Raw genomic sequence first — 19604 nt, forward strand, 5'->3', positions numbered from 1 at the left:
GGTAGCGGTCCACTCCGCCGCACTCAGCCCCGACGCGGGACGCGCCGCACTCTCGATGTGGATGTCGAGAGCGGGCGATCCAAGCCGTATCCTGATAAGTGCCATGCCACCATCGGAAACCACAGACTCTGCCACGACTATCTCGGCGCCAGATATCAAGAAATATCGGCAGGCATTGGACGAACTCACTCTTATCGATGCCCATCGGCTCGGTCGCCGCCTCGACTCGTTCCGCGGTTCCGGCCGTAGCGGCAAGTCTTCGGCCCGCAGAGGTTCGAAACCACCGACCTGGGAATCACTCACCGCCGACCTCGCCAAAGCGCAGTCACGAATAGCCCGACGCACCGAGTTGGTCCCGACGCTTACCTACCCTGACGATCTGCCGGTCAGCACCGCACGCGAAGAAATCAGCGCCGCGATCGCCGAACATCAGGTCGTGGTGATCGCGGGCGAAACAGGCTCGGGGAAAACGACTCAGTTGCCCAAGATCTGCCTCGAACTCGGACGCGGTATCCGCGGCGCCATCGGCCATACTCAACCCCGACGAATCGCCGCCAGTTCGGTGGCCACCCGGATCGCTGAGGAGACGAAGACCGACCTCGGAGACGCCATCGGCTACTCGGTCCGGTTCGCCGACAAAACCGGCGCGGACACGCTGGTCAAGGTCATGACCGACGGCATCTTGCTGCGTGAGATCGCGAGCGACCCGATGCTGCGGGCATACGACACACTAATCATCGACGAAGCGCACGAGCGCAGCCTCAACATCGACTTCATCCTCGGCTTCCTTAAGCGGCTGCTCCCCCGCCGGCCCGATCTCAAGGTGATCATCACCTCGGCGACGATCGAACCCGACCGATTCGCACGGCATTTCGCGGTCGACGGTACCGACGACGCCGTTCCCATTCTCGAAGTGTCCGGGCGTGCCTATCCGGTCGATATTCGGTATCGGCCGTGGGGAGAGCCGGGCGACTCCGCTGAGATCGATACCGATAATGATCACGCTGACCTCGACCAAATCGGCGCGATCGACGCGGCGATCGGCGAGTTGTGGTCGACCAGCGGCGGCGGTCGCGGCGATATCCTCATCTTCCTGCCAACCGAGCGCGATATTCGCGACACCGCCGACGCACTGAAACACCGAGCCAACAAAGGGGCGGAGATCGTCCCCCTGTTCGCCCGCCTCTCCAACGCCGAACAACGCCGAGTCTTCACCCCCTCAGATGGACGTCGAATCGTGTTGGCTACCAACGTCGCTGAAACTTCACTGACCGTCCCCGGTATTCGCTACGTGATCGACACCGGAACTGCCCGTGTCGCAAGGTATTCCACGCGGACCAAGGTCAATCGTCTTCCCATCGAACCGGTTTCGCAGGCAAGCGCACGACAGCGGGCCGGTCGGTGCGGCCGCGTCGCCCCGGGTATCTGCATCCGCTTGTACAGCGAGGACGACTTCGACAGTCGGTCCGAGTTCACCGATCCGGAGATTCTGCGTACCAACCTCGCCGGTGTCATCCTGTCGATGCTGTCGCTGCGTCTCGGCGACATCGCCGACTTCCCGTTCGTCCAAGCACCCGGCGATCGCGCCATCCGGGACGGTGTCGCGGTATTGCACGAGTTGGGAGCCATCGAATCGCCGTCATCGAATTCGGCTCCGCCACGCTTGACGCGCGTCGGGCGCGAACTCGCCACGTTGCCGGTCGATCCACGGCTCGGGCGAATGCTGGTCGAGGCGCATCATCTCGGTTGCCTCGACGACGTGCTTGTCATCGCAGCGGCACTTTCGTTGCCCGATGTCCGCGAACGGCCGGTCGACCATCGCCAGGCAGCCGACGAATCGCATAGGCGCTTCGATGTGCCCGGGTCAGATTTCCTCTCCTACCTGGAACTCTGGGACTACCTGAACGAACAACGAAGTACCCTGTCGAGCAGCAAGTTTCGCCGAACCTGTGAACGCGAGTTCTTGCACTGGGTGCGTATCCGCGAATGGCGAGACCTGCACCGCCAGCTGACGTCGATCGTTACTGACCTCAACTGGTCGACGAGCGCGACCCAGCGTGATGCGGATGCTATTCATCGCTCGATTCTGTCGGGCCTTCTTTCGAATATCGCGGCCCGCAACGGCGACAGTCGTGAGTACACGGGGGCGCGTAACACCACGCTGATGATCTTTCCCGGATCGTCGCTGTCGAAGAAGTCGCCGCCGTTCATCATGGCCGCGGAACTGCTCGAGACATCACGTCTGTTCGCGCATACTGTCGCCCGGGTTGACCCGCTGTGGGCAGAGAAACTCGCGGGTGATCTCGTCAAACGCGTCTATAGCGAACCGCATTGGTCCTCCAAACGCGGTTCGACGATGGCTCACGAGCGCGTCACGCTCTACGGCGTGCCGCTGGTCGCATCACGACGCGTCACCTACACCTCCATCGACCCCGAGCTGTGTCGGGAAATGTTCATCCGGCACGCCCTCGTGGAAGGTGACTGGCGAACCGAGCACAAGTTCTTCACGCATAATCGGGCATTGCTCGATGACGCGGCGGATATCGAGCACCGGGCGCGTCGCGGCGATATCACCATCACCGATGATCAGTTATACGAGTTCTACGACAAACGCATACCAGCGGAGGTGACCTCAGCACGACATTTCGACGCATGGTGGCGCACCGCGCGACGTGCCGACGCCACCATGCTCGACCTCGCCGAGTCCGACGTCGTGGGCACTGCCGATACTCCGGTTGCGGCTACCGACTTCCCCGGGGCATGGGCTCAGGGAACGTTGCGGCTCGATCTCACCTACAAATTCGCGCCGGGTGATCCCGATGATGGTGTGAGCGTGGTGATTCCAGCGGCGCTCCTGCACCACGTCCGCCCAGCGGGCTTCGACTGGTCGGTGCCGGGAATGCGTGCGGAACTGGCGACCGAACTGGTCAAGTCATTGCCGAAATCACTACGCAAGTCGATGGCACCGGCATCGCGCTTCGCGGAGGCCGCACTGGCGAGACTCAAACCACGGTCGGAGCCGTTGACCAAGGGGCTTGCGAGAGAACTCTCGGCGATGACCGGATTATCGATCGCCGCAGGCGATTTCGACACCGACGCCATACCCGCGCATCTCCGCGTCAACTTTCGTGTCATCGACGCCGACGGCGCTACGGTCTCGACGGGTAAGTCATTGTCGGCTCTACAGTCTGGTGGCGGTGGTGGATCAGCCAAGCGCCCGGCCGCTGTCGTGAGGCGGTGGACCGCGGAAAGCATCGGCAATCTGCCGCGCGAAAAGACCGACACCGTTGCGGGCCAACAGGTTACCCGCTATCCGACCCTAAAAGTGGTCGACGGCGGTGTCAGTCGCATCTTGGCGACGACGCCGACTCAGGCCAATCGAATGTTGCATGAGGCGGTCTGCGCACTACTTTCCGCAGCACTCCCCTCGCTGCCGGTGCGAATCACTCGAACACTCGATCCGGCCGGAACTCTCGCGCTTAGCCAAAGTCCTTACAGGACAGTTGAGTTGATGCTCGCCGAATGTACCGCGCGAGCCGTCTTCGAATGTGTTACTCCCGCGATGACTGCCGACATCCGCACCCCTGAACAGTTCGACATGTTGCGCAAGAACGTCTCCGGCCCAGTCGCCGAGAAGGCGGTATCGGTATTTGACGCGATGGTTGACGCATTACGCGAAGTGGCGCCGACGCGCACCGAGATCGATGCGAATGCCGGGTCACTCGCCGCCGACGATGTCGCTGATCAGCTACACAATCTGATCTATTCCGGATTTGTGGCGGCCACCGCACTGACGCATTTGCGGTCGATTCCGCGATATCTGCACGCGGCACGTATTCGGTTGGAGCAGTTGGCGATTGCTCCCGACCGGGATGCCGCGGGTTTGGCTGTCATCGACCGCGTTGTCGAGGCGTGGAATCAGCGGCTTGCCCAGCTACCGCCGGGGCGGCGCGACGCGTTCAACGAGTCGGCGACGTGGCTCGTCGAGGAGTTGCGAGTTGGAATCTTCGCACAACGACTCGGTACGGCATATCCGGTGTCCGAGAAGCGGATTCGCCGCGCCTTCGACGAATTTAGGTGAGTTGCGCGTCAGTGGCTTCGTCGCGGGATTCGCGACGCTGACTGACATGCTTACGCAGATCGTCAATCTCCTGTTGGAAGTCGGCCAGCGACTCGAAGGACCGGTACACCGAGGCGAACCGAAGGTAGGCGACTTCGTCAAGGTCTCGCAACGGACCGAGGATGGCCAGTCCAACCTCGTTGCTGGGGATCTCGGCCGAACCGGACGCGCGGACAGCCTCTTCGACCTGTTGGGCAAGTAGCGCGAGGTCGTCTTCGGCAACATCGCGTCCCTGGCAAGCACGGCGCACGCCGCGCATGACCTTCTCGCGGCTGAACGGCTCGGTCACGCCATTACGTTTAACGACGGCGAGGACGGCACTTTCCACGGTCGTGAAGCGTCGGCCACATGCGGCGCATGATCGCCTACGGCGAATCGCCTGCCCTTCATCGGCAACCCTGGAGTCGACAACCTTGGTGTCGTCGTGTTTGCAGAAGGGACAGCGCATACCTAGAAGAGTAACTGTCCGCACTTCGACAACTTCAGTAGACAGGGGTCACCAGCGCTTGCCCCACCCGCACGTTCGATGAGTCAAGGTTGTTGAGTTCGACGATCTTGTTGACGACCGTCTGGTTCGACATTTCCGGGGCGACTCGTGCGGCGATCGCGCTCAGCGACTCGCCGGAGCGCACATGGACCACCGACGTCGCCGTCGGGGTGGGTGCGACCGAAGCTTCATAGTTGCCGCCAACCACCGCGAAGAACCAAACCAGACCGGCCAGCGCGGCGCCGACGAGCACACTTGCGACACCACGACGTCGGCGGTAGACAGCCACGTTCCGGTTCTCGCGGGCTCGCATCCCTTCGGTCCCCGAGCAGCGCGTTCCGGCTGGCCACGACACGTCGGGGCGCCGGTCGATCGGTCGGGTCGCCGAGCCCGGCGAGCGTCGGGGTGACGGCCGCGTCGGCGCCAGTGCGCCGGTCCGAGGGGCGATACGCGGAGCGAGTGCTGCGGTCATGGTGTCCTCCTGGTGTACGAACCTGTGTTCGATGAACTTATGTTCGATTTCTAGCACGACCCACTGACAATGTCTCGCGACACGTCGAACAAATGTTTGAAAGTCCAGCTCGGCTCGTCTAGTTTTGAGTGCAGAACGCCACCGCAAGCACCCAAGAAGGACCACAGGAGAGGAACTAGCTGATGACTGAGCAGGGACCGTCGGACGATTCCGCGGCCGACGGCGCACTCGACTCGACCTTGGCCGAATCCGTCGAGGCGACATTGACCACGCGTCAGCGCGCGGTGTTGGAGTACATCCGCAAGTCCGTCCGCATGCGCGGTTATCCGCCGAGTATCCGCGAGATCGGCGATGCCGTCGGCCTCACCTCCACGTCATCGGTCGCCCATCAGTTACGCACTCTCGAACGCAAGGGACTGCTCCGCCGCGACCACAACCGTCCACGCGCGGTGAATATCCAAGACAACGAGCCGGATCCGTCGGGTGATTCGCCATTCGGTGGGGTCGCGACCATGCCGACGCCGACATTCGTTCCGGTCCTCGGCCGGATCGCCGCCGGCGGACCGATCCTGGCCGAGGAAGCCGTCGAGGATGTCTTTCCGCTGCCCCGGGAACTCGTCGGCGACGGATCGCTCTTCCTGCTCAAGGTCGTCGGCGAGTCAATGATCGATGCCGCTATTTGTGATGGCGACTGGGTTGTCGTGCGTCAACAGAATGTGGCGGAGAACGGCGATATCGTCGCCGCGATGATCGATGGCGAGGCAACAGTCAAGACCTTCAAACGTAAACGCGGTCATGTGTGGCTGATGCCGCACAACGTCATGTTCGAGCCCATCGCGGGAGATGACGCCACGATCCTCGGCAAGGTGGTGACGGTCCTGCGTCGGGTCTAGACGCAGGTGAGGCTGAAGTCTGCGACCTCAGGCGGCGTCGAGGGCAGGACTCCGTCAGCACGCACCAGACCGCAGGCTTCAGTCGGCGGTCTGCAGACTGCAATCGGCAACGTCAGCAACGTCGAGGGCAGGACTCCCCCGGCGACCGCCAGAACGCAGACTTCAGCCGGCCAGCGCCTGGGCCGCCGCTGCCCGCGCCGACGCCGGGTCGGTGGTAGCGAGCGCCGCACGCGCCGCGGCTTCGCATGACGCCATCGTGACCTGCCCAAGCCGGGCTCCGACTGCCGCGGCGGCAACCGGAGCACTCGACAACGACGTCACGCCCATTCCGACGAGTACACAGGCCAGCAGCGGATCTGCCGCCGCCTCACCACATACTCCGACGGGCTTCCCGACGGCACGACCGGCGGCGGCGACCGTCGAAACGAGCGACAACACAGCCGGTTGCCACGGGTCGGTCAGCGTGGCCAATTCGGCCGACATGCGATCGGCCGCCATTGTGTACTGAGTCAGATCGTTGGTACCGATCGACACGAAATCCACTTCGGCCAGGATCGCCGATGCCAACAGTGCTGCCGCCGGGACCTCGATCATCACCCCAGCCGTCAAACCCCGTTCGCGAGCACGTGCGGCGAATTCCGCCGCTTCTGCGACGGTCGCGATCATCGGCGCCATCACCCAGACATCTGCCCCGCTGCCGGCCGCGGCCGCCGCGATGGCGTCGAGTTGCGTTTCTCTCAATTCCGGCTGAGCGGTAGCGATTCGGTTGCCCCGCACGCCCAATGCGGGGTTGGCCTCCTGCGGACTCGTCACGAATTTCATCGGTTTATCCGATCCCGCGTCTAGCGTCCGGATCACCACCTTGCGATCGCCGAACGCGTCGAATACTTCGCGATAGCTCGCGGCCTGCTCATCGACGGTCGGAGCCGTCGCGCGATCCAAGAAGGCCAACTCGGTGCGGAACAACCCGATACCGGCCACCGGTTTCGACGACGCCGCCCGCGCGGACGGTCCATCGGCGACATTCGCCAGAACCGCGATGTCGAGACCGTCGGCGGTACGGCCGGGCCCGGCCCATGCCGCGACCAGATCCGCCTCCTTCTGCCAGGTCGCCGCCGCGGCGCGCGCGGCGTCGGGCGGCGGCTCGACATCGATAGTGCCGTCGGTTCCATCGATCAAGACCGGGGTTCCGGTGGCGACACTGGCTAGATCGTCGACAGCCACGATGCACGGGATTCCGAGTTGCCGCGCGATGATCGCGGTGTGGCTCGTCGGCCCGCCCAATCGCGTCACCAATGCGATCACCAACGTCGGGTCCAGCCCCGCGGTATCGGCTGGCGCTAGATCATCCGCGAATAGCACCGACGGCGAATCAGGCACGGGCACACCAGGTTCCGGTGATCCCAGCAAGACTGCAAGAACACGATCGCGGACATCGTTGAGGTCGGTGACGCGCTCTGCCATCAAGCCACCCAATTTGGTGAACAGGTCGGCGAATTGCTTCGTGGCGGCGACCGCGGCATCGGCCGCTGGACTACCGGAATTGATGAGTTTTCCCGCGGCGGAAAGCCAGCCACGATCCTCGGCGAGTCCGGCGGTGGCGCTGAGCACCTCCGCGGCGACGCCGGTGCTGGCCGACGCCCGAGCTCGCAGTTTGGCCGCGACGTCGGCGGCGGCCGCCGAGAATCGATCGACTTCACGGGCGCGCTCGGCGTCGACCAATTCCACCGACGACGGTACGAACTCCGGGCGCGCTCCCGGCCAGATCACCGGCCCGTACGCGATACCTGAAACAACCGGGGTTCCGGTCAACTGCGCTGTGGCGTCCGGCACGAGACTCACCTTTCATCGAGCAACTTATGTGATCTAGGTTACGAGAATTACTTGACTTGTCAACACAGTCGGGAGTAAAACCATATATATCAACATTCACAGATGTCCATATCCACATGAATCCACGAGAGGTACCCGTCGATGTACGCAGCGGAACGACATGAGGCGATCGCTGGCGCCGTGCGCGAACACGGCCGGGTGTCAGTCCTCGACCTGGCCGCCCAATTCGACGTGACCGGCGAAACCATCCGTCGCGATCTCGCTGCCCTCGAACGCACCGGCCACGTCCATCGGGTACACGGCGGCGCTGTCGACCCCGGCCTATCAACTCTCGATGCCGGCGAACGCCCACTCGCCCAGCGCATCGCCGAGCATAGCGAGGCAAAGACCGCCATCGGCATTGCCGCACAACAGTTTCTGCCGGCCGCGGGGGGATCGGTGTTCTTCGATGCCGGCACTACCACCTACCAAGCCGCACGCGCCATCGTCGATCCGCGTGAGCTGACCATCGCAACCAACGCGCTAGGTATCGCCGCAGCCCTCGCCACTGCGCCGGCGGTGAATCTGCACCTCGTCGGCGGACGGCTACGTGGTCTTACCCAGGCCAGCGTTGGCGCCGATACCGTCGCCGCCATTGCGAAACTCCGAATCTCGGTCGCCTTCGTCGGCACCAATGGGCTCTCCATGAACCACGGCTGCTCCACTCCCGACCCCGACGAAGCAGCCGTAAAGTCGGCAATCGTCGCCAGCGCGAATCGCGTTGTAGTACTTGCCGATTCATCAAAATTCGGCATCGACGAGCTGGTGTCGTTCGCCCCCCTCGCCGACGTCGACGTCATCATTACCGACGCCGGCGCAGACGCGGCTGACGTCGAACGATTCACCGAGCACGGAATCGAGGTCGTAACCGCATGATCCTCACCATCACCGTCAATCCGAGTATTGACCGAACCGTCGAGCTCGCCGAGCCGTTGGAGCCGGGCGCCGTTCAACGCGCCACCGCCTCCCGAGTTGAGGCCGGCGGCAAAGGCGTCAACGTCGCACGAGTCGTCGCGTCCGCGGGTAACGACGCCCTTGCGGTCTTGCCGGCCCGCCAAACCGATGCGCTACTTCGACTCCTCGACGACGTCTCCCTGCCCTATCGCTGTATCGACATCCATCAGGACGTGCGCAGCAACATCACCATCGTCGATCCCGATGGCACCACGACCAAGATCAATGCCGCCGGCGCCGAGCTCGACACTGCTACCGACACCGCGTTGACCGACTTGATCGACCAACTCGCTCCCGACGCCCACTGGATCGCACTGTGTGGTTCGCTGCCTCCCGGACTTCCCGACGATTGGTACGCCCGCATCGCCGAACGTCTCGCCGCGCGCGGCGCCAACGTCGCCGTCGATACCTCCGGCGCTCCCCTGAAAGCTGTCGCCCGCCCCGGCATCGGATTACTCAAGCCCAACGCCGACGAACTCGCCGAGCTCGTCGGCGGCAGCGGCCCGGAGATCGAATCTCTCGCTGCCACTGGAGATTTCACGTCCGCCTCGATAGCGGCGCAGACACTCGCGGCCCGCACCGGCGGAGCCGTGCTGACCACGCTCGGAGCCGCTGGCGCACTCCTGACCATCGGCCCGCGAACCTGGTCGGCGACGACCCCACCCATCACGCCCCGCAGCACCGTGGGTGCGGGAGACGCGTCACTGGCTGGCTACCTTCTTGCCGACCTCGACGGCGAAACTCCTCCGGAACGATTACGCCGCGCCGTCGCGTACGGGTCGGCAGCAGCAGCACTGCCCGGCACACAGCCACCCTCGCCGACCCACCTCGACCTGACCAATGTGCACGTCACCGAATTGCCGCTGTCTACCACCGTGTGATTTTCCAGTCCTACCCGCTCGCCCCCCGCTCGCACAGAAATGACCCATCATGAGCACTGATACACCCGCTACTCCGCAGATCATCACCCCCCAGAGCGTGCTCCTCGACGTCGATGCCGGCGAGATCAACGAAGACGTCATCGGCCGACTTGCCGACGTCCTGCACGTCCAGGGTCGTACCTCCGACGCCGACGGTCTCGTCGCCGCCGCGATGGCCCGGGAAGCGAAATCGGCGACCGGACTTCCCGGCGGAATCGCCATCCCGCACGCACGCTCGGCGTCGGTGACCACCGCCAGCCTGGCGATGGCGCGGTTGTCGAACAAAGTCGACTTCGGTGGACCTGACGGCGACGCGGACATCGTGTTCCTCATCGCCGCTCCCGAGGGCGGCAGCGAGCATATGAAGCTGCTGAGCTCACTCGCTCGTGCTCTCGTGCGACCCGACTTTGTCGCCGCACTCCGCGACGCTTCCGACGCCGAAAGCGTCGTCGACCTCGTTGGTGCGGCCGTCAACCCCAAGGCGAAGGCTACGCCAGCGCAGCCAGTCACCGCGGCCCCTGCGCCCCCATCGTCGCCGGAAGCGGCTTCTCGCCCCCGCATCGTCGCGATCACGGCCTGCCCTACCGGTATCGCGCATACCTATATGGCGGCCGATGCCCTCAAGTACGCGGCCGAACGCGCCGACGTCGACTTCACGGTGGAAACTCAGGGGTCGTCGGCAACGACATCGATGACCGCACAACAGATCGCCGATGCCGACGCAGTCATCTTCGCCACCGACGTCGGCGTGAAGGGCCGCGAGCGGTTCGCGGGTAAGCCGGTCGTCGCGTCGGGTGTTAAACGTGCCATCAACGAACCAGACACGATGATCGCCGAAGCCGTTGCGACAGCGAAGAACCCACACGCCGCTACCGTCGGCGGCAGTGCTGCCGACGTCGACGACTCGACGTCGGCGAGTGTCGGCTACGGCGGCCAACTCAAGCAGGCGTTGATGACCGGCGTGAGTTATATGATTCCATTCGTCGCGGCCGGCGGCCTGCTGATCGCGCTCGGCTTCCTGCTCGCCGGTTACGAAATCGCCAACAAGACTCTCGATCAGACGCAGACTCTGTCCGACGGCGCGTTTATCGCTCTGCACAACAGTCTCTGGGATCTGCCGTCCGGCGGAGTCATGACCTACCTGGGAGCGGTGGCATTCGCGGTCGGATCGCTAGCGATGGGCATGCTGGTCCCCGTTCTGTCGGGCTATATCGCCTTCGCGATAGCCGATCGACCGGGAATTGCGCCGGGATTCGTCGCCGGGCTGGTGTCAGTCGCCGTCGGCGCCAGTTTCATCGGAGGTCTGATCGGCGGGTTGCTGGCCGGCGTCGTCGCGCTGTGGCTGTCACGAATTCCGTTGCCGCAGTGGGCTCGTGGTCTTCAACCCGTCGTCATCATTCCGCTGTTCGCCTCGATGATCGTCGGCGGCTTCATGTTCATGCTGCTCGGCAAGCCACTCGCCTGGGTTACGACGTCGATGACCGACGGCCTCAACTCGATGTCCGGCAGTTCCAAGATCGTCCTGGGCATAGTGCTGGGCTTGATGATGTGCTTCGACCTCGGTGGTCCGGTCAACAAGGCCGCGTATCTCTTCGCGACCACGGGACTCGCGATCGGCGGCAGCGCCCAGTTGGAGATCATGGCGGCGGTGATGGCCGCCGGCATGGTTCCGCCGCTGGCACTCGCGCTCGCCACCGCGGTCCGACCCTCACTCTTCACCGAGCCGGAACGGGAGAACGGTAAGGCCGCGTGGCTACTCGGAGCATCGTTCATCTCCGAAGGAGCTATCCCATTTGCCGCGGTCGATCCGCTGCGCGTCATCCCATCGATGATGCTCGGCGGAGCCACCACCGGAGCGCTGATCATGGCCTTCGGCGTCGAACTCCGTGCCCCACATGGCGGAGTGTTCGTCTTCTTCGCGATGAACAACGCACTGGCGTTCCTCGCCGCCCTCGCAATCGGAATGGCGGTCGCATGCGCCGCGGTGGTTACCGCCAAACAACTTCATGCCGCGCGTCACCCGAATGACGAGGCCCAGCTAGAAGCGGCGGTCGCCTGATCGATGCCCGCCCAACCTGCAGATATCACCCCCAATTGAAGGAGAACACCATGCCATCGACCATCGTTACCGTCGGATCAGCAGTGGGACTACATGCCCGCCCGGCCACCATCATCGCCGAGGCTGTTACCGAACTAGGTTCGACCGTCACCCTCGCCGTCGACGGCGAGGAGCCGGTAGACGCAGGTTCGGCCCTGCTGATCATGACACTCGGCGCTGAGAAGGGCACGCAGGTGACCGTCAGCGCCGACGATGATGCGGCACTGGCGAAGATCGCCGAATTGGTGGCCGCCGACCTGGATGCCGAGTAGCCGTTATCTGTCGCCTGAGCCGCGCCGAGGGGCGATATCCCTCGACGCCCCTCAACCGGCAGAGTTGATCCGACGTCCAGCGCTACTGAGCCAGCACCACTAACTCGCGCAGCTCGCCCGCCAGAGCGGCCGGTACCCGAACCCTCATCCGAGTACCCGCGGAGTCGTGGTCAGCGGAGAACACTTCTCCCTCCGCATGAATCCGCGACACCAGATCGCCACGCGAAAACGGCACGGACACAAAGAGTTCCACGTCGTTGCGACCCAGTGCCGAACGAACTCGGTCGAAGAGTTCGGGTATGCCCTCGCCGGTGCGTGCGGAGATGAACACGGCGTCGGGCAGCGCCGCGCGCAACTGGGTGATTTGCAGCTCGGTCATCGCATCGACCTTGTTGACCACCAGAAGTTCGGGTGGGAGCGCAGCACCATCGGCGCCGGTATTCGGCTGACCCGACGATTCACTGACGATCTCTTTGAGCACTTGCCGTACGGCGGTGATCTGGTCGAGTGGGTAGTCGTCGGCGCCATCGACGACGTGCAGGAGCACATCAGCGTCAGCGGCTTCCTCCAGCGTCGACCGGAATGCCTCGACCAACTGCGTCGGCAGATGTCGTACGAATCCGACGGTGTCGGTGAATACGACGACCCGTCCGTCGTCGAGTTTGGCCCGACGTGTCGTCGGGTCGAGGGTGGCGAACAGCGCGTCCTGCACCAGCACACCAGACCCGGTCATCGCATTGACCAAGGACGACTTGCCCGCGTTGGTATATCCGACGACGGTCAGCGCTGGCACTGAATTGCGTTGTCGGGCGGCACGTTTGACTACGCGCGCGGTCTTCATCAAGCGAATCTCGCGGCGCATCTTGGCCATTCGCTCTCGAATGCGACGACGGTCGGTTTCGATTTTCGTCTCACCCGGACCGCGCAGGCCCACGCCGCCATTACTCCCCGCTCGACCACCGGCCTGGCGGGACATCGATTCACCCCAACCGCGCAGCCTCGGCAGCATGTACTCCATCTGCGCCAATGACACCTGCGCCTTACCTTCTCGCGAGGTGGCATGTTGGGCGAAGATGTCGAGGATCAGTGCCGTCCGGTCGATCACCTTGACCTTGACGACTTTCTCCAGCGCGGTGAGCTGTGCCGGTGTCAGTTCACCGTCACAGATCACGGTGTCGGCTTCGGTTGCCAGCACCACTTCACGTAACTCGCCGGCCTTACCGGAGCCGATGTAGGTTGCCGAGTCGGGTTTGGAGCGGCGCTGGATAAGCGCGTCGAGCACCTGCGAACCGGCGGTCTCCGCCAATGCGGCGAGTTCGGCCATCGCCGCGTGTGCCTGGGCCTGGGTACCGTGGGTCCAGACACCAACCAGTACGACCTTTTCCAGTCGCAGTTGTCGGTACTCGACCTCGGTGACATCGGTGAGTTCGGTGGATAGGCCGGCGACGCGTTGCAGGGAGGCACGGTCGTCGAGTTGCAGGTCACCCGTGGTCGGGATGTTCGCGGAGCGAGCGGGCCAAGTGTCGCCGGCGTCGGGAGCGGAGCGAGCGGGCCAAGTGTCGCCGGCGTCGGGAGCGGAGCGAGCGGGCCAAGTGTCGCCGGCGTCGGGAGCGGAGCGAGCGGGCCAAGTGTCACCGTCGATGATGGGGTCCGAGATGTTCGTGTCAGTCATATGTCATCCATGATGGCACGTTCACCGACGTGGGGGCATCTCAATATTTCCGCTGCCGGCGATGCCACCGACAGATATGGCGCTTACCCGCGTTCCCAGCCGTCGATCAACGCGCCGCGCGCTACGAGTCGTGATGGCCCACGCAAGGTCGCGCCATCGTCGGCGATTATGACGGTTACTTGCCCACCGGGGACGGTAAGTCGCAGTTCACCGGTATCCCGACCAAGCGAGCGCAACGCGGCGGCACCCGCCGCGACCAGTCCCGTGCCGCAACTGCGGGTCTCGCCGACGCCACGTTCGATGACCCGCATCGACGCGCGATATACATCGCCGTCGGCGACCGGCGGCGTCAGTATTTCGACGTTGGCGCCGTGTGGATATACGCCCGCGTCGATGTCGGCGCCCGCAATGAAGTCCAGTTCGGCGAGCGCGTCAATCGACAACCCCTCGACCACCGCGGCGAGATGCGGATTGCCGACGTCGACCACAACACCCGGGTAATCGACGCCATCGATCGTCGCCGACGACTCACCGTCGATTCGTACCCGCCCCATCTCGACGCTGACTTCGGCCTGCGAGTCGTCGTAGGAATGGACGGTCACCACTCGCCCACCCGCGCGCGATCCGACGGTGAACACGTCGGACTCGACCAATCCAGTCGCCCGGCAGAAATGCGCGAACACGCGCACACCGTTCCCGCACATCTCCGCGATAGAGCCGTCGGCGTTGCGGTAATCCATGAACCAGTCGTCGGGGGCGACGTCGTCGGGGTGTGCGTCCAGTACGCCGCGAGCTACGAGTTCGCCGGCACGCGCGACGCGTAACAGGCCATCGGCTCCGATGCCGCGTTGGCGGTCGCACAGTGCCGCGACGGCGTCAGGCGTCAGTTCGAGGGTCGCCGCCGGGTCGTAGAGCAGCACGAAGTCATTCTGGGTACCGTGCCCTTTGAAGAACTGGGAGACCGAACCCGCGTCGGGCAGCGTTAACGTCACAACGTCCAGGTTACCGGCCGCGATAATCGGTATCCCCGAGGACAACTCGCATCGCCCGCTCCGCCAGTTCCTCCGAAGCGCCGTCGAGCCAGGTGATGCGATGATCGCGCCGAAACCACGACCGTTGCCGCCGCACGTAGCGCCGGGTACCAATGAAGGTCCGCTCGGCGGCCTCGGCGAGGTCGTACTCACCGTCGAACGCCGCAAGTACCTGCGCATAGCCGATCGCACGACGCGCCGTTTGTCCCTCGCGCAACCCCTTCTGCTCCAGGGCGCGGACCTCGTCGGCCAGCCCGTCGTCGAACATCATCTCGGTACGCGCCCTGATTCGGTCGTCCAACTCCTCGGTATCTCGGTCGACAGCGAGAATCGTTGTCCCCCAGCGCGGTTCGCCGATAACCGGTGCCGACGCGGCAAATGGCTCGCCGGTGATCTCGACGACCTCCAGTGCGCGGACGATACGTCGGCCATCGGTGTCGAGTATCGACGCGGCAGCCGCGGGATCGACACGCGCCAATTGCTCGTGCATCGCCGCGACGCCGAACTGGTCGAGCTGCTCTTCGTATTTGGCGCGCACCGCCGGTTCGGTCGCTGGCAACTGCCAATCATCGAGCAGCGCTTGGATATACATCATCGAGCCACCGACGATAATTGGCGTTGTCCCCGCCGCACGCAATGTCTCGACGTCGGCGACCGCGCCAGCCAGATAGCCGGCCACGGTTGCTGTTTCGGTGACGTCAAGGACGTCGAGTTGATGATGAGGAATTCCTCGACGCTGCGCGATCGGCAGTTTGGCGGTCCCGATATCCATGCCGCGGTACTGCTGCATCGCGTCGATATTCACCACTTCACCGTTCAGCTGTTGCGCCAGATCGAGACCGAGTGCCGATTTGCCACTCGCCGTCGGGCCGACGACGGCGATCGGCACGGGAACGGACTCGCTCACGACACCGCCGTCCAGGTGGCGATGGTGTAGCCGACGCCAAGAGGTGCGCCGGCATAGTGCAGTTGAGCCGTCAGCCTCGTCCCGGAGACCGCCGCACTCACGCTCTGCCATACCGCGCGCCCGCCGACGCCCCACCGGTCACACTCGGTTGACGAGAGGGCAGTCAACGCAGCGCAGTCGGCATCGCTAAGCGCCGCATCGATTCGGCCCTGTAAGTCGTGCGCCAGCGGCTCGTCGCCTCCACCCGGAGCGCGGGCGCTCAGCGAGGTAGCTCCATCGGCGACGACCATTACCGACACCGACTCGCCGGGATTACGCAACTCCGCCCGAAGCGACGCGCCGATCTGGGCAATCTGATCGGAACTGGCCTCCGCGTCGACAACGGTCGGCGTGAGTGGACTCAACCCGGCCGCTTCCCGATACCAGCCAGCCAGCAACATCGACGTCGGCCAATCCGGGTTCGCCGGTCCGTCACCACCCCCACCGGACAGTGACACCACCCGGTCGGCTCCGAACCCGCGAAAGGTGCCGGCACCATCGAGTCGTGAATCTGGCTGCGCACCAACAGAATCACCACATACCAACCACCGCGATGGCCGATCATCCGACGTCGCGTTGGCCGCGCGCAGGGCATCGACGACTGCCGCGCGCACGTCGTCGACGTCATGCGCGCCGGGCCCAGCCAACTCCGGCACCAGCACCGGAGCGCTTGGCACAAACACCACAGAATTCAACACGGGTACCAGGCTAACCGGCCACCAATGTCTCACCAGCGCACACATCGGACGCGCTGACCTGTTTGAATGGAGCCATCCCCGTTGGCCGTGGATGACATATGGGCCGGTGGGGATGCGACCAGTTGATGGCAGCCGTGGCGCGCGGCACTAGCGGAGGACACCCCACATGACCGAATCGGACGCAACGACACCCGAGAACATCTCGGCCACTCCTCCCGCCGCTCCCAAACCTCGACCTAAACCGGGACCTAAGCCCGGCCCGCGCCCCGGCGGCGCCCCCACCCCTTCGGCTGCCGCGAGTCACCCGCATCCGGTGCCACATGGCGACGTTCACAAGTTCGGCCGGGTCGACGATGACGGCGGCGTGTGGCTGATCACCTCGTCCGGCGAACGACAGGTCGGGTCGTGGCAGGCCGGTGATGCCGAAGAAGGGCTCGCTCACTTCGCTCGTCGATTCGACGATCTAGCCACCGAAGTCGAAATTCTCGAAGAACGGTTGGCAGCGCGTTCTGGTGACCCGCGCAAGACTCAGACCGCCGCAGCGCACCTGTTATCAACGCTGCCCGACGCCGCGGTTGTCGGCGATGTGGATGCTCTCGCAGCGCGCCTGACGTCGATCACCCAGACTGCCGACGACGTCGCGGCGTCGGTGAAGGCCGAGCGTGAGCAGGCCCGGACCGCGGCAATCGCGAAGAAGGAAGAACTGTGCGTCGAAGCCGAAGCGATCGGCTCCGAGTCGAACCAGTGGAAAGCGTCCGGCGACCGGCTGCGGGCGATCCTCGACGAATGGCGAGCGATCAAAGGCATCGACCGTAAGACCGACGACCTTCTCTGGAAGCGTTACGCCAAGGCGCGAGACGCCTTCAATCGACGTCGGGGTGGGCATTTCGCCGAACTCGATCGCGAGCGGGCCGGCGCGAAGGTTCGCAAGGAAGAATTGATCGAACGCGCGAAGGAGTTGTCGTCGTCGACCGACTGGGGCCCGACGGCAGGTAAGTTCCGGGACCTCCTCACCGAATGGAAGGCCGCCGGGCGCGCGCCCCGCGATACCGACGACGCGCTCTGGCAACAGTTCAAGGCCGCACAGGATGTCTTCTTCGCGGCACGCAACGCGGTAACCGCCGAGCGCGACACCGAATTCGCCGCGAACGCCGACGCGAAGCGAGAATTGCTTGACGCCGCGGAACGCTCCATCGATCCGGGCGCGAATCTCGATGCCGCTCGCCGCGAGTTCCGCAATTTCCAGGCGCGGTGGGACGAACTTGGCAAAGTACCGCGCGATCAGATGCAGTCGCTGGAGGGACGAGCGCGCGCACTCGAACGCCGTATTCGCGACGCCGAGCAAACACACTGGCAACAATCCGACCCCGAGGCGCAGGCCCGCGCGGCCCAATTCGCCGAGCGCGCAGCACAATTCGAAGAGCAGGCCCGCAAAGCCGAGGAGCGGGGCAAGGCCTCCGATGCGCGCAAGCTACGTGAGCAGGCTGAGCAGTGGCGTCAGTGGGCGGATACGGCGAAGAGCGCGATCGACGGCTAGGTCGTGCTCGCAATACTCGCAAGCTGACTGGAAATGTCCCCGTGGCGCGAGCAGGCGCTCATATGCCGTTTGCTCGCATCACGGGGATAGTTCCAGGAGCGTTACCTACTTTTGATTGTGCCGCCGCTGTAGTTCCCGCACCGCTTCCTCGCGTTCGGCCGCCTCGGCCCGACGTTCGGCCTCGAGTGCCAACTGGTAGCTGCTACGTGCCCAAACCAGCCGCGCCCAGTGAAAACTAAGCACCATCGCGGCGATCCACCCAACGATCAAGCCAATACCGACACCCGACGGCGGCGTCTCGCCGGTGACCCCCGGGGTATTGCGCGTCCACCAGGACAAGAGCCCGGCTACGACGGCGATCAGGTTGCCGCACAGGGCAATCCACGCGATGGCCCAACGTCGGGTCAGCAGCGCGAGCGCGGAGAAGCCGACGCCGAAGATCACCAGAAAATAGACGAAGATCCGCGAGGTAATCGCGATTCGCTCAGCCTGCGCCGCCGACGAATAGGTCAGCACGTCAAAGCCGTTCGCCTTTCCAGCGTGCATCAAGATCAGCGACGCGATGGCGGCGAGCACGCCAACCGCCACGACGACCCCACGGGCGCCCGGGTCGAACTGACCGGCAACCTTACGTTCGGCCTTCTCCAGGTCGTCGTGGAATTCCGCGAAATCAGAATTGTCGCTCACGGGCAACCTCCGCTAGTACATGCGCTCACCGGTTCCGGTGCGCGCGCTCCGATACTCGGCATACCGAGTCCCACTCCGACCGGCGCCGTCGTGGGTGTGGTCTGTGTCTCGTAGGCATCGCCGGCCCGCGTCCGACGGTGGCTCCCGACGCCCCCGTCGGCAATCAGGTGGTGCGGTGCGGCCCCGGTGATCGTGGTGGTGACGTAGTCGCCTGGCCGGATACGTTCGGCGTTGTCGGCGGTGACCGCGAAATGCACCAGTCGGCCATCACGCGCACGACCGGTCAGGCGAGCATTCTCGGCGCTCTTACGTCCGGCTGCTGAGACCAAGAGCTCCACTTCGGTGCCGACCAGGGTGGTGTTCTCGGTCAGACACACCGACTCTTGCAGTGCGATCAGGCGCTGGTACCGGTCTTTCACCACCTCTGGCGGGACCTGGTCATCCATCGTGGCCGCGGGCGTTCCCGGGCGCTGCGAATACTGGAAGGTAAAGGCGCTCGAAAAGCGCGCTGCGGCAACAACTTCGAGGGTTTGCTGGAAATCCTCCTCGGTCTCCCCCGGGAAGCCGACGATGATGTCGGTCGTGATCGCCGCATGCGGCATCGCCGCTCGCACTCGATCGATGATGCCGAGGAATTTCGTCTTGCGGTAACTGCGGCGCATCGCACGGAGAACGCGATCAGATCCTGACTGCAACGGCATATGCAATTGCGGGCAGATATTGGGTGTCTGCGCCATCGCCTCGATGACGTCGTCGGTGAATTCGGCCGGATGCGGCGAGGTGAATCGCACCCGCTCAAGCCCGTCGATCTTGCCGCATGCGCGCAACAGATCGGCGAATGCTCCGCGGTCACGGCCCAACTCTGGGTCGGCGAACGACATGCCATAGGCATTGACGTTCTGTCCGAGGAGGGTAACTTCGCTGACCCCCTGATCGACGAGGGCC

Annotated in this window: 16 protein-coding genes; 7 read left to right on the forward strand and 9 right to left on the reverse strand. The window is 64.3% G+C overall.

Going from position 1 to position 19604, the window contains the following annotated elements; translation table 11 throughout:
- Nucleotides 1-61 precede the first annotated feature (61 nt).
- Nucleotides 62-4081 carry an ATP-dependent RNA helicase HrpA gene (hrpA, locus tag GOEFS_RS07430; RefSeq protein ID WP_505667386.1) on the forward strand — a complete coding sequence of 1340 codons (4020 nt, stop codon included), beginning with the start codon at nucleotides 62-64 and terminating at the stop codon, nucleotides 4079-4081.
- On the opposite strand, the gene nrdR is transcribed toward hrpA, so the two are convergent.
- Complete coding sequence (nrdR, locus tag GOEFS_RS07435; RefSeq protein ID WP_040524696.1) at nucleotides 4074-4568, reverse strand: transcriptional regulator NrdR; 495 nt, start codon at nucleotides 4566-4568, stop codon at nucleotides 4074-4076. The two genes, hrpA and nrdR, sit on opposite strands and share 8 nt — an antisense overlap.
- A gap of 34 nt (nucleotides 4569-4602) precedes the next feature.
- Nucleotides 4603-5079 carry a LysM peptidoglycan-binding domain-containing protein gene (locus tag GOEFS_RS07440; protein ID WP_007317286.1) on the reverse strand — a complete coding sequence of 159 codons (477 nt, stop codon included), beginning with the start codon at nucleotides 5077-5079 and terminating at the stop codon, nucleotides 4603-4605.
- A 182-nt stretch (nucleotides 5080-5261) separates the two neighbouring features.
- Between GOEFS_RS07440 and lexA the strand changes: the two genes are divergently transcribed.
- Entirely contained in the window at nucleotides 5262-5972 is a 711-nt protein-coding gene (lexA, locus tag GOEFS_RS07445; protein ID WP_007317287.1) for a transcriptional repressor LexA, read from the forward strand.
- A 162-nt stretch (nucleotides 5973-6134) separates the two neighbouring features.
- Here the strand turns inward: lexA and ptsP are convergent, their stop codons facing one another.
- Entirely contained in the window at nucleotides 6135-7805 is a 1671-nt protein-coding gene (gene ptsP, locus GOEFS_RS07450) for a phosphoenolpyruvate--protein phosphotransferase (protein ID WP_007317288.1), read from the reverse strand.
- A gap of 141 nt (nucleotides 7806-7946) precedes the next feature.
- Here ptsP and GOEFS_RS07455 point away from each other — a divergent pair, with 141 nt between their 5' ends.
- From GOEFS_RS07455 to GOEFS_RS07470, 4 genes are read left to right on the forward strand one after another with little or no spacing between them, the layout of a single operon-like run.
- Nucleotides 7947-8720: a DeoR/GlpR family DNA-binding transcription regulator gene (locus GOEFS_RS07455; protein WP_007317289.1), complete on the forward strand. Its 774-nt coding sequence runs from the start codon at nucleotides 7947-7949 to the stop codon at nucleotides 8718-8720.
- The gene (locus tag GOEFS_RS07460; RefSeq protein WP_007317290.1) at nucleotides 8717-9679 is read left to right on the forward strand and encodes a 1-phosphofructokinase family hexose kinase; all 963 of its coding nucleotides are present in this window, start codon (nucleotides 8717-8719) and stop codon (nucleotides 9677-9679) included. Before GOEFS_RS07455 ends, GOEFS_RS07460 begins: the two co-directional genes overlap by 4 nt.
- Nucleotides 9680-9728: 49 nt before the next feature.
- Nucleotides 9729-11777, forward strand: coding sequence for a PTS fructose transporter subunit IIABC (locus tag GOEFS_RS07465; RefSeq protein ID WP_007317291.1), 2049 nt, complete (start codon nucleotides 9729-9731; stop codon nucleotides 11775-11777).
- A gap of 50 nt (nucleotides 11778-11827) precedes the next feature.
- On the forward strand, nucleotides 11828-12088 hold the full coding sequence (locus GOEFS_RS07470; protein ID WP_007317292.1) for an HPr family phosphocarrier protein: 261 nt from the start codon (nucleotides 11828-11830) through the stop codon (nucleotides 12086-12088).
- An 82-nt stretch (nucleotides 12089-12170) separates the two neighbouring features.
- On the opposite strand, the gene hflX is transcribed toward GOEFS_RS07470, so the two are convergent.
- The 4 genes from hflX to GOEFS_RS23210 all read right to left on the reverse strand — a co-directional run bounded on the left by hflX (nucleotide 12171) and on the right by GOEFS_RS23210 (nucleotide 16435).
- On the reverse strand, nucleotides 12171-13760 hold the full coding sequence (gene hflX, locus GOEFS_RS07475) for a GTPase HflX (RefSeq protein ID WP_007317293.1): 1590 nt from the start codon (nucleotides 13758-13760) through the stop codon (nucleotides 12171-12173).
- An 83-nt stretch (nucleotides 13761-13843) separates the two neighbouring features.
- A complete protein-coding gene (gene dapF, locus GOEFS_RS07480) occupies nucleotides 13844-14752 on the reverse strand; it encodes a diaminopimelate epimerase (RefSeq protein WP_007317294.1) in 909 nt (302 codons plus the stop codon).
- A gap of 10 nt (nucleotides 14753-14762) precedes the next feature.
- Entirely contained in the window at nucleotides 14763-15698 is a 936-nt protein-coding gene (gene miaA / locus GOEFS_RS07485) for a tRNA (adenosine(37)-N6)-dimethylallyltransferase MiaA (RefSeq protein WP_007317295.1), read from the reverse strand.
- On the reverse strand, nucleotides 15695-16435 hold the full coding sequence (locus GOEFS_RS23210; protein WP_040524697.1) for a class III extradiol ring-cleavage dioxygenase family protein: 741 nt from the start codon (nucleotides 16433-16435) through the stop codon (nucleotides 15695-15697). Before GOEFS_RS23210 ends, miaA begins: the two co-directional genes overlap by 4 nt.
- Nucleotides 16436-16601: 166 nt before the next feature.
- Here GOEFS_RS23210 and GOEFS_RS07495 point away from each other — a divergent pair, with 166 nt between their 5' ends.
- The gene (locus GOEFS_RS07495) at nucleotides 16602-17972 is read left to right on the forward strand and encodes a DUF349 domain-containing protein (protein WP_007317297.1); all 1371 of its coding nucleotides are present in this window, start codon (nucleotides 16602-16604) and stop codon (nucleotides 17970-17972) included.
- Between the two features lie 105 nt (nucleotides 17973-18077).
- On the opposite strand, the gene GOEFS_RS07500 is transcribed toward GOEFS_RS07495, so the two are convergent.
- A complete protein-coding gene (locus GOEFS_RS07500) occupies nucleotides 18078-18659 on the reverse strand; it encodes an Rv2732c family membrane protein (RefSeq protein WP_007317298.1) in 582 nt (193 codons plus the stop codon).
- The coding region (locus GOEFS_RS07505; protein ID WP_007317299.1) for a MiaB/RimO family radical SAM methylthiotransferase at nucleotides 18656-19604 on the reverse strand (949 nt) is incomplete at its 5' end. The genes GOEFS_RS07500 and GOEFS_RS07505, both read right to left, overlap by 4 nt.

Source organism: Gordonia effusa NBRC 100432, from assembly GCF_000241305.1.
GTDB classification, from domain to species: domain Bacteria; phylum Actinomycetota; class Actinomycetes; order Mycobacteriales; family Mycobacteriaceae; genus Gordonia; species Gordonia effusa.

Coding starts and splice junctions, on each gene's coding strand:
- hrpA (WP_505667386.1), top strand. CDS start 62: ATGTCGAGAGCGGGCGATCCAAGCCGTATCCTGATAAGTGCCATGCCA.
- nrdR (WP_040524696.1), bottom strand. CDS start 4,568: ATGCGCTGTCCCTTCTGCAAACACGACGACACCAAGGTTGTCGACTCC.
- GOEFS_RS07440 (WP_007317286.1), bottom strand. CDS start 5,079: ATGACCGCAGCACTCGCTCCGCGTATCGCCCCTCGGACCGGCGCACTG.
- lexA (WP_007317287.1), top strand. CDS start 5,262: ATGACTGAGCAGGGACCGTCGGACGATTCCGCGGCCGACGGCGCACTC.
- GOEFS_RS07455 (WP_007317289.1), top strand. CDS start 7,947: ATGTACGCAGCGGAACGACATGAGGCGATCGCTGGCGCCGTGCGCGAA.
- GOEFS_RS07460 (WP_007317290.1), top strand. CDS start 8,717: ATGATCCTCACCATCACCGTCAATCCGAGTATTGACCGAACCGTCGAG.
- GOEFS_RS07465 (WP_007317291.1), top strand. CDS start 9,729: ATGAGCACTGATACACCCGCTACTCCGCAGATCATCACCCCCCAGAGC.
- GOEFS_RS07470 (WP_007317292.1), top strand. CDS start 11,828: ATGCCATCGACCATCGTTACCGTCGGATCAGCAGTGGGACTACATGCC.
- hflX (WP_007317293.1), bottom strand. CDS start 13,760: ATGACTGACACGAACATCTCGGACCCCATCATCGACGGTGACACTTGG.
- GOEFS_RS07495 (WP_007317297.1), top strand. CDS start 16,602: ATGACCGAATCGGACGCAACGACACCCGAGAACATCTCGGCCACTCCT.